General features: G+C 40.4%; 9 protein-coding genes. 8 read left to right on the top strand and 1 reads right to left on the bottom strand.

The window, feature by feature from the left end; genetic code table 11:
• Positions 1-732 precede the first annotated feature (732 nt).
• Positions 733-3,237 carry a DUF7601 domain-containing protein gene (locus RCH61_RS08600; protein WP_306480444.1) on the top strand — a complete coding sequence of 835 codons (2,505 nt, stop codon included), beginning with the start codon at positions 733-735 and terminating at the stop codon, positions 3,235-3,237.
• A 305-nt stretch (positions 3,238-3,542) separates the two neighbouring features.
• Here RCH61_RS08600 and RCH61_RS08595 read toward each other — a convergent pair whose 3' ends face one another.
• Complete coding sequence (locus RCH61_RS08595; RefSeq protein WP_306480443.1) at positions 3,543-3,923, bottom strand: helix-turn-helix domain-containing protein; 381 nt, start codon at positions 3,921-3,923, stop codon at positions 3,543-3,545.
• Between the two features lie 327 nt (positions 3,924-4,250).
• Between RCH61_RS08595 and uvrB the strand changes: the two genes are divergently transcribed.
• From uvrB to RCH61_RS08560, 7 genes are all read left to right on the top strand, one after another.
• Positions 4,251-6,236, top strand: coding sequence for an excinuclease ABC subunit UvrB (gene uvrB / locus RCH61_RS08590; RefSeq protein ID WP_306480442.1), 1,986 nt, complete (start codon positions 4,251-4,253; stop codon positions 6,234-6,236).
• A gap of 25 nt (positions 6,237-6,261) precedes the next feature.
• Entirely contained in the window at positions 6,262-9,099 is a 2,838-nt protein-coding gene (uvrA, locus tag RCH61_RS08585; RefSeq protein WP_306480441.1) for an excinuclease ABC subunit UvrA, read from the top strand.
• A gap of 243 nt (positions 9,100-9,342) precedes the next feature.
• Positions 9,343-10,332 carry a rod shape-determining protein gene (locus RCH61_RS08580; protein WP_306480440.1) on the top strand — a complete coding sequence of 330 codons (990 nt, stop codon included), beginning with the start codon at positions 9,343-9,345 and terminating at the stop codon, positions 10,330-10,332.
• A 125-nt stretch (positions 10,333-10,457) separates the two neighbouring features.
• A complete protein-coding gene (gene recD2, locus RCH61_RS08575; protein ID WP_306480439.1) occupies positions 10,458-12,680 on the top strand; it encodes an SF1B family DNA helicase RecD2 in 2,223 nt (740 codons plus the stop codon).
• 53 nt (positions 12,681-12,733) lie between these two features.
• Complete coding sequence (locus tag RCH61_RS08570; protein WP_306480445.1) at positions 12,734-13,360, top strand: ComF family protein; 627 nt, start codon at positions 12,734-12,736, stop codon at positions 13,358-13,360.
• Between the two features lie 97 nt (positions 13,361-13,457).
• Entirely contained in the window at positions 13,458-13,862 is a 405-nt protein-coding gene (locus tag RCH61_RS08565; protein WP_306480438.1) for a hypothetical protein, read from the top strand.
• Positions 13,859-14,965 carry a hypothetical protein gene (locus RCH61_RS08560; RefSeq protein WP_306480437.1) on the top strand — a complete coding sequence of 369 codons (1,107 nt, stop codon included), beginning with the start codon at positions 13,859-13,861 and terminating at the stop codon, positions 14,963-14,965. The genes RCH61_RS08565 and RCH61_RS08560 overlap by 4 nt, the downstream gene beginning before the upstream one ends.
• Positions 14,966-14,992: the final 27 nt, after the last annotated feature.

The following is a 14,992-nucleotide window of genomic DNA, read 5'->3' as shown; positions in this document are numbered from 1 at the left end:
TATAGAGCGAGGGCATCGCTCAATCATCTAATCTGATGATTTTGCGACACCCTCTCGTCATAGCATAATAGCACCACCTATATCAAGAGTGATACAACCGCAATATATCGAGTGAATAGACCTTTAACTTTCTTGCAATGGGTACAATGGTACTGTAAAACAAAGTATCACTGTATATTCCAATTTATTTGCAAGAAAAGTTAATCATCTTTTCACCTCACTTCTAGTTTTATGTGTGTTAGTGTATCACAAAGACACAAGCAAGTCAAGGAAAAGGGCAACGATGATAATGAGTAAATAAGGCAGCGTTCTTTCTATTTTTTTGATTCTCTGCGGGATATGAGATTTCGTAAAATCCGATTTAGATGTTAAGGCTCATGTATAAAGGGGATAAGGATTGCTCTGTTCGTCAAAAAATAATTATGAAACAAAAATAGTAAAAAGTGTCGAAGAAAATGGCAATTATATTAAAATGTTTATTAAATCTTTCCAAAAGTGTTGATAAATTGTCCAGTATCAAATATAATATATAATTATACTGAAAACTGTTAAAAATTGATAGGGACTGGCACTGGATTTACATATTGTTGTGTGTATACATTGTGGTGAGGGAGGAATTTGTGCGATTTTAGAGTTCCGATTAATTGACGGAGAGGAGGATAGACAAAGAGCAGTTTATTTTTACAGGAATAGGATGAATAAATTAGAAAAATATAGAAAGGATAATAGGGGATGAATTTAAAACAATATGGAAAACACAGGAAATTGTTTTCCTCCGTTGTTTCGCTGCTCTTAATTGTTACTATGATTTTGTCATTTTCTGCGCATGTATTTGCTGAAACTCCTGTTTTCACAGGTACAGAACCACTAGAAGTCGAAGAAAATCAGACAATCGATTTGTTGCAGGGTGTCACTGCTGTGAGTCCGAAGGGAGAAGACTTACAGGTAGAGGTTAGTAATGTAATATGCGAAACAGATGAGAATTATGAATATGACGGTTCAAACGTATTGCTTTCAGAAAAGGCTGGTTCGGTCTATCGTGTGGAGTATCAAGCGGCATCTGCTGTAAATGAAAAAGAAATTTATACAGATTTCAGGCAGATTACAATCGTTCCGCAGAAAAGATTTCAACCAGAAGAGGCAGTACAAAGTTTATTACAAGTAGATGGAGAAAATAGTTCTGTTGAAAAAGCAGAAGAAATAACAGCGAGTGAAAAAGGGCTTCCCATTATATTTGAAGGTGGAATTCATTACATAGAAGATCCGGCGTATCCGGGTGAAAAAATTACGTTGTTTTGTATGAATAATGAGCGTCATTGGCCTCATTATACGGAAGATATGGGGGATGTGCAGGTTCCGGAATATACAGAAGGCTATTTGACTTCAGAGCAGTTTAATTCCGAGGCTGATTATGAAGAATGTATGCGCAGGTTGTCAAAATTGCTCTACGCGGGATACCCATATAATGGGGAACGTCTTTACACAACAGTAGATGATTCGGAACTGCGTACTCCGACGGAAAGTCAGTTTAATGAAATGCTGATTCCCACACCTGTGCTGCAGACAGCATTTCCGCAGTTAGGTCATCACTCCTTTACATATAAGGATTGGGAGGCAAATGATGAAGAGCATTTAGCTGTATTGGAAAATTTTATTATAGAAGTCGGAAAATTATACCCGGATGGACAGACAGCGAACGGAGTTACATATTCAGATATTACTGCGATGCCATTTTATAAAGCTGCATATTGCATGTCGTCAGCAGGAGAGAATGAGACACCGCTGGAAGTTTTTGCAAAATTTTATTCAAGTTCATATTTTGTGACAGAAGAACAGGCATATAATTCCACGCAGAATGCAGTTTGGAAATTGTTGACAGAATATGGAATAGAGGATAACACTTTAGAAAGTCTGGAGCATGATGCATTAGCGAAAGTTTTGGATATTTATTCGGAAAGAGGAGGTTTGTTGAATTATGAGCCGTCTCTTCAAGATGTACATTTATCCGGTGATCTGAAATTTACATATAATCCGAAAGACGGGTATTGGCACAGTGGAGTCTTGCAGATAATCGAGCCATTAGAATATAATGGATTATATCGTTTGGAATTACCGAAGGGTATGACTGCTATGTGTGATAACCTGACATATGTATATGGAAATGAAGAATACGAATTGGTTTCAGATCATAAGCCGACAACCGAAGAAACATTTACAATTAAAGCAGAATTTATTTGGATGAAAGAATTTAAGCAATATGCTCCTATGGGGGATGTAGAAGTAAATGGGAAAAAGTTTCAAAACATGGTTGGAGCCGTTATTCGAAATGCGACAGTGTCGGCTGCAGTTCCGATAGGCGCTGATGAAGTGGGCGGTTTATCTATCACGAAAGAAGTAGTTGGAGAGGAAAATTGTCAGGAAGAATTTCAATTTGAACTTCGCCTTCCGTATCATACAAATCTGAACGGGGTATATGGAGATTTAGAATTTCATGAAGGTATTGCACTGTTTTCTTTGAAAGACGGGCAGACTGTGACGGCAAATAATCTTCCGGCAGGCGCACATTATGAAATAACAGAGGCGCAGACAGACAAATATAGAGTTGATGTTGCGGATAATATCGGAGAAATCCCTAAAAATGATACAAAAAAGATTTTATTTACGAATACAAAGTATCCGAATTTATCTTTGAGTAAAACAGTTACAGGTGAAAATGGAGATAAAACAAGGCCATTTACATTTACGATACAATTAAAAGATGAAACAGGGAATCCGGTAAACGGAACGTATAGTTATATAGGAAGTATTATAGACGGATTTGAAAAAGAAGCGGAAAAACCGGACGATGGAACACTTACATTTGTTGACGGAAAAGCTGAAATAAAACTGATGCACGGACAACAAATATCGCTGCAGTATCTTCCTTTAAATGCAGGATACGTTGTGACGGAAAATGAAGCGAATACAGATCAGTATGTCACGACTTATAACGGAAAAACAGAAGCGGCAAAAGGTGTATTAGTTCAAGATACTCAGATCCAGGTGATTAATAAGAAGCAGTTAAATCAAAGTCCTTCATCGGGAAAAGATGAAAAAAAACCATCTGATACAAATACTTCTGTAAAAACAGGAGATCATACAAACATGCGGCAGTATACTTTTACGGCAATCGCTGCACTGATTATGATTGGTTTGATATTCAGCTTGAAGAAATGGAAGGCGGAATATAAAGAATAGAAACATAGAGAATTAAAAGAAGGCTGATATGCTGCCCTCATATAGGACAATGAAATATAAAAGTCCTATATGGGGGTATTTTCATGTCTAGAAAAAGTAAGATAAATCCAATAGAAAAGGTAATAAAAATATCGTCAGTCATAACTCGGCTGACGATACAAAATTTATTATTTTTTATTGTCCTCTTAACAGGCCAGCATACCGCCTCTCCTAAGAAACAGGTATCTGTTATTTTATTTGTCCGTTCGAAAGAGAGCAGATCAACTCAGTTACGACAGTTCCTTTGTATATCTGCAAAAGTATAATTAGAATCCTAATACTTTTTGTGTCAATTTACGTTCATCTGTATCAGCAGTCCGATAGTGTGTGATCAGATCAATCTCTTCTTTTGTCAAATAGATAGTATCGCTGCTGTCAACAACCATTGCTGTAAAATACGGACCAGAAGTTTCGTTGATCACCCCATCTTTTGAACAAGTCTGTGTAAGCAAATCTTCAAGAGAAATGTGATAAATATTTGCGATGCGAATAATGATATCCAAATCGGGAATCCGCTTTCCGGTTTCGTAATTTGAGTACGCCTGCCGTGAAATATTCAATTTTTTGCTGAATTGTGTTTGTGTAAGATGATGATCTTTTCTAAGCCGTTGAAGATTGGATGCCAGTTGAATATTAGACACGAACATACCTCCATTTATAAGAAATTTGAAATTTTTAAAGATAACATTGCTATTATATCAATTTTTCCTTTAAATGGATTTGTGTGCAACCCAACAAAGAAAATATTATAAAGGCAACAAATCGTTGCCGAAACGCGCGAGGTGTTTTATTAGTAGACAGCGAAGTTATGCAGAAGATATCAGGATAAAGAAACAGAACAAACATTCGATTTTGTTCTGTACTTTTATTTTATATTCTGCTATAATGACGGAAGAAAAAGAAAATAATATTGTAAAGGAGAATCCAGTTATTCGAAAAACTTGGATAGCTACCAGAATATAAAGGAGAAACGTATGGATCATTTTGAATTAGTATCAGAATACGCCCCAACCGGCGATCAGCCCCAGGCTATCGATCAGCTAGTCAAAGGCTTCCGAGAAGGCAACCAATGCCAGACCCTTCTGGGTGTTACGGGTTCCGGTAAGACTTTCACGATGGCAAACGTCATTGCACAATTAAATAAACCAACGTTGATCATTGCTCATAATAAGACGTTAGCTGCCCAGCTATATGGAGAATTCAAAGAATTTTTCCCGAATAACGCGGTGGAATACTTTGTGTCCTATTATGATTATTATCAACCGGAAGCTTACGTTCCTTCTTCTGACACTTATATTGCAAAGGATTCTTCGATCAATGATGAGATAGACAAGCTTCGTTTATCTGCGACTATGGCATTGACAGAGCGTCGGGATGTGATCATAGTAGCGAGTGTGTCGTGTATTTACGGTTTGGGAAGCCCGGTGGACTATCAAAACATGGTAATTTCCTTGCGCCCTGGCATGATAAAAGATCGTGATGAGGTGATGGCAAAACTTATTGAAATACAGTACGATCGCAATGACATGGATTTTCATCGCGGAACATTTCGTGTCCGTGGTGATGTGTTGGAAATCATACCGGCGTATGAAAGCGATGTGGCAGTTCGCATTGAATTTTTCGGAGATGAAGTTGAGCGGATTACGGAAATTGATATTTTGACCGGTGAGATCAAAGACGAATTATCTCATGTGGCAATTTTCCCGGCGTCTCATTATGTAGTAGATAAAGAAAATATAAAACGTGCGGTAAATGATATAGAGCAGGAATTAGAAGACCGTGTAAAAGAGTTCAAGCATCAGGATAAACTTTTAGAGGCACAGAGAATTGCAGAGCGGACTAATTTTGATATCGAAATGCTGAAAGAGACAGGCTTTTGTTCGGGTATTGAGAATTATTCACGACATTTGGCGGGGCTGAGTCCGGGACAGCCGCCGTATACATTAATTGATTATTTCCCGGATGATTTTATTATAATGATTGATGAGTCGCATAAAACTATTCCGCAGATTGGAGGAATGTATCACGGAGACCAGTCGAGAAAATCTACGTTGGTGGATTATGGCTTTCGTCTTCCGTCGGCAAAAGACAATCGACCGTTGAATTTTGAAGAATTTGAGAGTAAGATTAATCAGGCGTTGTTTGTATCTGCGACGCCGGGAGTTTATGAGCAGGAGCATGAACTTCTTCGAGCGGAGCAGGTGATTCGCCCGACGGGATTACTGGATCCTGAAGTTGTCGTGCGTCCTGTGGAAGGTCAGATTGATGATCTGATCGGGGAGATAAATAAAGAGATTGGAAATAAGAACAAAGTTCTTGTTACAACATTGACAAAGCGAATGGCAGAAGATTTGACTGATTATATGCGCGAGATAGGTATTCGCGTAAAATATTTGCATTCGGATGTCGATACATTGGAACGGACGGAGATCATTCGTGATATGCGTTTGGATGTATTTGATGTGCTTGTGGGAATTAATCTTTTGAGAGAGGGATTGGATATTCCGGAGATCACACTTGTTGCAATATTAGATGCAGACAAGGAAGGATTCCTGCGTTCAGAGACGTCGCTTATTCAGACGATCGGGCGCGCGGCGCGTAATGCAGAAGGTCATGTTATCATGTATGCAGATAAAATTACGGAGTCGATGCAGTTGGCGATTGATGAGACGAAACGTCGTCGTGAGATTCAGATGAAATATAATGAAGAACACGGTATTACTCCGAAGACAATTCAAAAATCTGTACGCGATTTAATCAGCATTTCTAAAAAAGTAGCTGCGCAGGAGCTGAGACTGGAAAAAGATCCTGAGTCTATGAGTGAGAAAGAACTTCAAAAATTGATTGCTGATCTTACAAAACAGATGAAAAAAGCAGCGGCAGAATTGAATTTTGAAAGTGCGGCAGAACTAAGAGATAAATTAGTAGAATTAAAAAAGGTGTTAAATGAAATAATGTAACTGCAGAGAGGAAATAAGGTAGATTATGAGTACAAAAATGGATGCTCGGAAATATATTAAAATCCGGGGAGCAAATGAAAATAATCTTAAAAATATAGATGTAGATATCCCGCGTAATGAACTTGTTGTTCTGACGGGACTGAGCGGTTCGGGAAAATCGTCCCTTGCATTTGATACAATTTATGCAGAAGGGCAGAGAAGATATATGGAGTCTCTGTCTTCTTATGCAAGGCAATTCTTGGGACAGATGGAAAAACCGGATGTAGATAGTATTGAGGGTCTTTCGCCTGCTATTTCGATCGATCAAAAATCAACGAATCATAATCCGAGGTCCACGGTTGGAACAGTAACGGAAATCTATGACTATTTTCGTCTTTTGTATGCGAGAGTAGGGATTCCTCATTGTCCAAAATGTGGGAAAGCGATTTCAAAGCAGACGGTTGATCAGATGGTCGATCAAATAATGGCAATGGAAGAGGGAACGAAGATCCAGCTGTTGGCTCCGGTAGTGAGGGGGCGAAAAGGAACCCATGCAAAGTTATTAGAAAGAGCAAAGAAGAGCGGATATGTGCGTGTGCGCGTAGACGGAAATATGTATGAGCTGACGGAAGAAATCGTGCTTGATAAAAATATTAAGCATAATATAGAAATTATTGTGGATCGTTTGATTGTAAAGCCGGGAATTGAAAAAAGGCTGACAGATTCGGTAGAAAGTGTTCTGCATTTATCTGAAGGATTATTAAGTGTTGATGTGATCGGTGGAGAAATGCTGAATTTCAGTCAGAGTTTTTCGTGTCCCGACTGTGGGATTAGTATTGAAGAGATTGAACCGAGAAGTTTTTCGTTTAATAATCCGTTCGGGGCATGTCCGAACTGTTACGGACTTGGGTATAAGATGGAATTCTCAGAAGAATTAATGATCCCAGATCCATCGCTTTCTATTAACGAGGGTGCGATTGCAGTGATGGGCTGGCAGTCGTGTACAGATAAATCAAGTTTTACTCATGCGATTCTTGAAGCGTTGAGCAGAGAATATGATTTTGATTTGGATACTCCGTTTGAAAATTATTCGAAAAAAGTCCACGATGTAATTATTCATGGTACAAACGGTAAAGAGATCAAAGTGTTTTATAAAGGGCAGAGAGGCGAAGGCGTTTACGATGTGGCGTTTGAAGGGTTGATTAAAAATGTAGAACGCAGATACAGAGAGACCGGATCCGAAACGATGAAAGCAGAATACGAAACTTTTATGAATATCACTCCGTGTTCGGCGTGTAAGGGACAGCGATTAAAACCGGGAGCTTTGGCGGTGACAGTCGGCGGCAAAAACATCGCGGAAGTGACGGCGTTATCCATCGGAAAATTACAGGAATTTCTTGAAGAACTTGTATTAGGCGAAACACAAATGCTTATCGGAGGTCAAATCTTAAAAGAAATCAAAGCGCGGATCAAGTTCCTTATGGATGTAGGGCTTGATTACCTGACACTTGCCCGAGCTACCGGAACGCTTTCCGGAGGCGAAGCACAAAGAATCCGTCTGGCGACCCAGATTGGATCGGGACTTGTCGGAGTGGCATATATTTTGGATGAGCCTAGTATCGGACTTCATCAGAGGGACAACGATAAGCTGCTTGCGACCTTAAAGCATCTTCGTGATCTTGGAAATACGCTGATTGTTGTGGAGCATGATGAAGATACGATGCTGGAGGCAGATTACATTGTAGATATCGGGCCCGGAGCCGGAGAGCATGGGGGAGAGGTCGTCGCTGTCGGAAATGCGAAGGAAATCATGGAAAATAAAAATTCAATTACGGGGGCGTATTTGTCCGGAAGAATTCAAATTCCGATACCGCAGGAACGCAGACAGCCAAAGGGATGGCTGAAAGTGATCGGAGCAGAGGAAAACAATCTGAAAAAGATTGATGTGGCATTTCCTCTCGGAGTTATGACTTGCGTGACAGGGGTTTCGGGATCGGGAAAGAGTTCTCTTGTAAATGAAATTTTATATAAACGTCTTGCCAGAGATCTAAATCGTGCAAGAACAATTCCCGGAAAGCATAAGAAAATAGAAGGGCTGGATCAGGTTGATAAAGTGATTGATATTGACCAATCGCCGATCGGACGTACACCACGATCGAATCCGGCAACTTATACAGGCGTGTTTGATTTGATCCGCGATTTATTTGCGGCGACACCGGATGCGAAAGCGCGGGGATACAAGAAGGGACGGTTTAGTTTTAACGTAAAAGGCGGACGGTGTGAAGCGTGCTCAGGAGACGGTATTTTGAAAATAGAGATGCATTTTTTGCCGGATGTATATGTTCCCTGTGAAGTTTGTGGAGGAAAAAGATACAATCGTGAGACTTTGGAAGTGAAATATAAGGGGAAAACGATTTATGATGTCCTGAATATGACAGTAGAAGAGGCTTTGGAATTTTTTGCTCATGTTCCGAGTATCCGCAGGAAGATAGAGACATTAAATGATGTCGGACTTTCTTATATCCGTTTAGGACAGCCCTCCACAGAATTATCAGGTGGTGAAGCGCAACGTATTAAGCTGGCAACAGAGCTTAGTAAGAGGAGCACAGGAAAAACTGTGTACATTTTGGATGAGCCGACTACAGGATTGCATTTTGCAGATGTGCATAAGCTGACAGAGATTTTGCGTCGTTTGGCAGAAGACGGGAATACGGTGATTGTGATTGAGCATAATCTTGATGTTATAAAAACAGCAGACTATATTATTGATATTGGACCGGAAGGAGGAGACCGCGGCGGTACAGTTGTGGCGTTTGGAACACCGGAAGCAGTGGCAGAGAATGAAAATTCGTATACGGGGAAATATATAAAAAAGATGCTGTAGTAGAAAAGATAATTGGAAAAGTTATAAAAAATCAGTAAAAAACTGCCGGGTAATAAAAAAAGGGGTTTTCATTTTTAACTGAGTCGATTATACTTAAGAATGCAGATTGGTTGGAAGGGGAATCGATCAATCTGTTTACGTGTTGATGATAAGACCCGTGCGGGGAGAGATACAGATGTTTTCAGAAGGGGTTGAAAACATTGGCGGGAAAAGAGTATGAAGATTTAGAAGGGAGAATAGAATATGTCGGTAGATATCGGAATAGATTTGGGAACAGCCAGTGTGCTTGTCTATGTCCGCGGCAAGGGAGTCGTTTTAAAAGAACCTTCAGTTGTTGCATTTGACAGAGATACGAATGTGATCAAAGCAATAGGAGAAGAGGCAAGGCTGATGCTTGGAAGGACGCCGGGCAACATTGTTGCGGTACGTCCTCTCAGACAAGGTGTGATCTCAGATTATACGGTAACAGAAAAGATGATTAAGTATTTTGTCAGGAAATCTCTTGGCAAGAGAACATTTAAAAAACCTAGGATCAGCATCTGTGTGCCGAGCGGCGTTACAGAAGTGGAGAAAAAAGCAGTAGAAGAAGCGACCTATGCGGCTGGGGCAAGGGAAGTCCATTTGATTGAAGAACCGGTAGCGGCTGCCATCGGAGCTGGAATTGATATTGCAAAACCGTGTGGAAATATGATCGTAGACATCGGCGGAGGTACTGCGGATATAGCGGTGATTTCACTGGGAGGTACAGTTGTAAATACATCGATCAAAGTTGCGGGAGATGATTTTGACGAGGCGATCGTTCGCTATATGCGTAAAAAACATAATCTTCTGATTGGTGAAAGAACTGCGGAAGATATAAAGATAAAGATAGGAACAACATATCCTCTTGTGGAAGAGGAGACGATGGAAGTTAGGGGAAGAAATCTTGTAACCGGATTACCGAAAACGGTTACGGTAACTTCGTCAGAAACAGAGGAGGCTTTGAGGGAGGCCACCGGACAGATTGTGGAGGCTGTAATTGCGGTTTTAGAACAGACACCGCCGGAGCTGTCGGCGGATATACTTGACCGGGGAATCGTTTTGACAGGCGGCGGATCAATGCTTCGCGGTTTGGAGGAACTGATTGAAGAGCGGACAGGCATTAATACGATGACAGCGGAGGATCCGATGAAAGTTGTCGCAATCGGGACGGGTCAGTTTGTTGAATTTATGAGTGGACGAAAAGAAGTCTGATAGAAAAATTCAATTTGACAAAGAGAGAGAAAGGGCAGGGATGTGAGCAGTATGGCACATCCCTGTTATAATGTGTACGGGAAAGTCAGAATTGTGAAAAAGGATAGTGAAAAGAGGAAAGTGCTGTGGAAAAAGTTACGGGATATGTAGGACACATCGTGTTTCGAAATGCAGAAAACGGGTATACAGTGTTTCATTTGGAAAATGACGACGGTGAAGTGACTTGTGTCGGTAATTTTAATTATATAACAGAAGGAGAATTGCTGGAAGTGACGGGAGAGTATGTGAACCATAGTGTGTATGGGACTCAGTTGAAAGTGATGTCACATGTCGCGAAAGAGCCGGAGGATTTGGTGTCGATTGAGAGATATCTCGGTTCCGGTGCGGTCAAAGGGATTGGCGCTGCACTTGCCGGACGGATTGTTAAGAAGTTCAAGGAGGATACGTTTCGAATTATAGAGGAAGAACCGGAACGTCTTGCTGAGATCAAAGGGATTAGTGAGCGTATGGCAAGAGAGATTTCAGCACAAATGGAAGATAAAAAAGATTTGAGAAAAGCGATGATCTATCTTCAAAAGTATGGAATTTCTGCGAAGCTAGCTGCAAAGATATATCAGTATTATGGAATGCGTGTATACAAAGTTATGGAAAAAAATCCGTATGAACTGGCAGATAATATTGAAGAGATTGGATTTCGCACTGCGGATGAGATTGCGGCCCGCATCGGAATACATACCGATTCTGACTATCGGATCAAAAGTGGATTGTTTTATACGCTTCAGCAGGCGGTAAGTGAAGGTCACATTTATCTTCCTCAGGATGAATTGCTGCGGCGGGCAGGAATTCTATTGGAAGTGGAAATTGAAGATATCGGAAAGCATGTTATGGATTTGTGTATAGAGAAGAAGACGGTTATGAAAGAATGGACTGATGGAAGCAAAAATGAGATCAGAATCTATCCTGCCCATTATTATTATATGGAACTGAATACAGCGAAAATGCTTCATGATTTAAATATAGACTGTAATATGCCGGAAGACCTTATGGAAAGACGCCTGCGAAAAGTAGAACAGGCAGAAGAAATTCAACTGGATCCAAAGCAGCATATTGCTGTGATCGAATCGATCAAACATGGTCTGCTCGTATTGACCGGCGGCCCGGGAACGGGAAAAACGACGACGATTAATACGATGATTCGTTTCTTTGAAAGCGAAGGTATGAGTATTTTATTGGCGGCGCCTACAGGAAGGGCTGCAAAAAGAATGACAGAAGCGACAGGGTATGAAGCGCAGACGATTCATCGTCTTTTAGAAGTGAATGTGAATCCGGAAGAGACGGAAAGTACAGGCGGATTTCTGAGAAATCGTCAGAATCCTCTTGAGACAGATGTGATCATCATTGATGAAATGTCCATGGTTGATCTGACGTTAATGCATGCTCTTTTGTCGGCGATTGTGCCGGGAACAAGACTGATTCTCGTAGGAGATGTGGATCAGCTTCCGTCTGTAGGTCCGGGAAGTGTTTTAAAAGATATTATTGCATCTGATCGGTTTCATGTGGTCACTTTGACCCGTATTTTCCGGCAGGCGGGGGAGAGCGATATTATTGTAAACGCACATAAGATCAATGCCGGAGAACCTGTGATTTTAGATAATAAAAGTAAGGATTTTTTCTTTTTGCGGAGGCAGGATGCGGATACGATCATAGGAATTGTGATTATGCTTATTCAGAAAAAACTACCGAAGTATGTAGGCGCCGGGCAAAGGGAAATTCAAGTTATGACGCCGACACGAAAAGGACTTCTCGGAGTGGAACGTTTGAATGTAATCCTGCAGAAATATTTAAATCCGGAAGAGCCGAAGAAGGCTCAGCGGGAGATTAACGGGCGTTTGTTCAGAGAGGGCGATAAAGTAATGCAGGTGAAAAATAATTATCAGCTTGAGTGGGAAGTATCGACGAAATTTGGCTTGACGGTAGATAAAGGAACCGGTGTGTTTAATGGAGATATGGGTGTTATTACAGAGATAAATGAATATACAGAAACAATGGAAGTGGAGTTTGATGACTCACGCAAAGTGAAATATGGGTTTGATATGGTGGAAGAATTGGAATTGGCATATGCGATTACGGTACATAAGTCTCAGGGAAGCGAATATCCGGCGGTGATCATTCCGCTTCTGCCCGGACCTAAGCTTCTTTATAACCGAAATTTATTGTATACAGCCGTAACAAGAGCAAAGAAATGTTTGACGATCGTAGGGAGTGAAACGGTATTTCAAGAGATGATACAAAACAAAAACGAGCAGGTACGATATACAAGTTTGGCAGAGTATATCAGAGAATTTTAGATCTTCTCTATCCAAAGGTTTGTCCTTTTTGCGGGGAGATCTCTCCAGAAGGAATATGTGCGGAATGCAAAAAAAAGATAGTGTATGTTAGTCAGCCAAGATGCATGAGATGTGGGAAACCAATCAGGGATGAAGATAAAGAATATTGTTTTGACTGTGAAAAAAAGGCGTCATGTATTACTCAAGGGCGAAGCTTGTGGCTCCATAAAGAACCGGTTTCAACTGCTGTTTATAAATTTAAGTACAAGAATAAACGCAGTTGGGGAGAGGTGTTTGCAGGAGAGATGGCCAAATATTATACAGATCAAATTAAAAAATGGGAAATAGAGGAAATGATTCCTATCCCTTTACATCAGTCTAGGCGGAGAAAAAGAGGATACAATCAGGCGGAAATTTTGGCAAGGTATCTGTCAGAAAAAACAGGAGTGCCGTATGCGTCAGACGTTCTGTTCAGAACGAAAAAAACAACGGCGCAAAAGCAGCTTGACAGACAGGAACGGATGGCCAATCTTAGAGGAGCTTTTTCTGTTTCAAAAGAGTGGAAACCTGCGGAAAATGTGCTTTTGATTGATGATATATATACGACCGGAGCAACTCTTGAGCAAGCTGCAAAAATATTGAAAAAGGCAGGAGTGCAAAATGTTTACTTTTTGACTATAAGCATTGGACAAGGTATTTAAACATATGGTATAATAATCATACATATGTAATTATTTACTGTATTTAGAATATAGTATATAGATTTTGGAAAATACATAGGAGGACGAGAAATACGTCATGTTGGATAAAAGGAAAATACGTCTGATGACTCGGGCTGCTATTTATGAAAAAAAATATGGAGAAGAAGATCTTAAAATCAGCAGTTATTATAAGAAAGATTATTCTAGTTTAAATACGTGGATTACGCTTATTTGGATTACGATCGGTTACGGATTGGCAGTGGCAGTACTGTTCCTCGGCTGGGGCGATTCTATAATGGAAGGTCTTACCCTTGCCAAATTATTTATTTTTGCTGCGGTTGCGGTCGGCGTTTATGTGTCGCTGCTGATCGCATATGGAATCGGGGCCGGAAGCTTTTATAAGAATAAGCATGTGAAAGCGAAACAAAGAGTGAAAAAATATTTAAGAGATCTTTCACAAATTGAAAAGATCAACAATAAAAAGGAGATAAACAAATCATGAGTACATTGCTTGTTTGGAGAGAAAAACTGCAGAGGATCTATGCATTATATTCCATATATATTCAGAAAACGCTGCAGTTTGTGACAGGGCTGGTTCTGTTTTGGTCGATTAATTCTAATATTGGGTTTATGAAACCGGCTTCATCTGTTTTTTGTACATTAGGAATGGCGGTGATTTGTACTTTCCTTCCGATGACGGTGACTGTTTTGGCAGCAACAGCGTTGATACTTGTACATTTTTATGCATTGTCACTTCCTATTGCTCTTGTGGCGCTTGTTTTTTTCATTTTGATGTATATTTTTTATTTTCGGTTTACTCCGAAAAAGGCATGGCTGGTAGTGCTTTCAGGACTTGCGTTTAGCCTGAAGATTCCCTTTATAATTCCAGTGGCTTTCGGACTGCTCGGATCTCCGGTTTGGATCGTTCCGGCATCCTGTGGAATTGTTACTTATTATATGGCGGATTATGTGAAGGCTTCTGCTACGGTTTTGAAGGAAGCGGATGCAACCGGAATAGCCGTTAATCTGATGAGGTTTACGAAGCAGGTGCTTGCAAGTAAGGAAATGTGGCTCATGGTCATGACAGTGATGATTGGTATTCTGGTGGTGAATTTTATTCGGACAAGAGGTGTAGATCATTCATGGAAGATTGCGTCGGCAGCAGGAGCGGCAGTTTGTGTTGTTGTTTCAGCAGCAGGAAATGTTATCTTGAGCACGAATATATCTTATATCGAAATTATCTTGAGCGCAGTTCTCGGAGCGGCGGCAGGGCTTGTATTTGAATTACTCTTCTTTTCTGTGGATTATTCCCGTACGGAGAATGTTCAGTTTGAGGATGATGAATACTACTATTATGTGAAAGCTGTTCCGAAAGTGGGAGTAGCTGTTCCTGAAAAGAAAGTGAAACGGATTACGGAAAATCAGCCTCAGGCAACTACAGTAATCGGAGAAGAAGCGGAACAGGAGATCCTTGATCAGGGCAATCTCCGCAGACGGTTTGGGAAAAAAAGCAGGAAAATAGAGACAGAGATGGATGCAGATGAAATTCTTTTGACAAGAAGTTTGAGTAAAGAACTCGGACTGGAAAAAGAAAAATCAGAGTAGATAAAGAACGATGTATTAAAGACAAAA

It is taken from the genome of Mediterraneibacter sp., from assembly GCF_030825015.1.
Classification (GTDB): Bacteria; Bacillota; Clostridia; order Lachnospirales; family Lachnospiraceae; genus Mediterraneibacter.
Note: the sequence above shows the minus strand (reverse complement) of the source record. Positions and strands in the feature narration are given on the sequence as shown.

What these genes read in the sequence shown, in the direction of transcription:
- RCH61_RS08600 (WP_306480444.1), top strand. Translation starts at nt 733, where the DNA reads ATGAATTTAAAACAATATGGAAAACACAGGAAATTGTTTTCCTCCGTT.
- RCH61_RS08595 (WP_306480443.1), bottom strand. Translation starts at nt 3,923, where the DNA reads ATGTTCGTGTCTAATATTCAACTGGCATCCAATCTTCAACGGCTTAGA.
- uvrB (WP_306480442.1), top strand. Translation starts at nt 4,251, where the DNA reads ATGGATCATTTTGAATTAGTATCAGAATACGCCCCAACCGGCGATCAG.
- uvrA (WP_306480441.1), top strand. Translation starts at nt 6,262, where the DNA reads ATGAGTACAAAAATGGATGCTCGGAAATATATTAAAATCCGGGGAGCA.
- RCH61_RS08580 (WP_306480440.1), top strand. Translation starts at nt 9,343, where the DNA reads ATGTCGGTAGATATCGGAATAGATTTGGGAACAGCCAGTGTGCTTGTC.
- RCH61_RS08565 (WP_306480438.1), top strand. Translation starts at nt 13,458, where the DNA reads ATGTTGGATAAAAGGAAAATACGTCTGATGACTCGGGCTGCTATTTAT.
- RCH61_RS08560 (WP_306480437.1), top strand. Translation starts at nt 13,859, where the DNA reads ATGAGTACATTGCTTGTTTGGAGAGAAAAACTGCAGAGGATCTATGCA.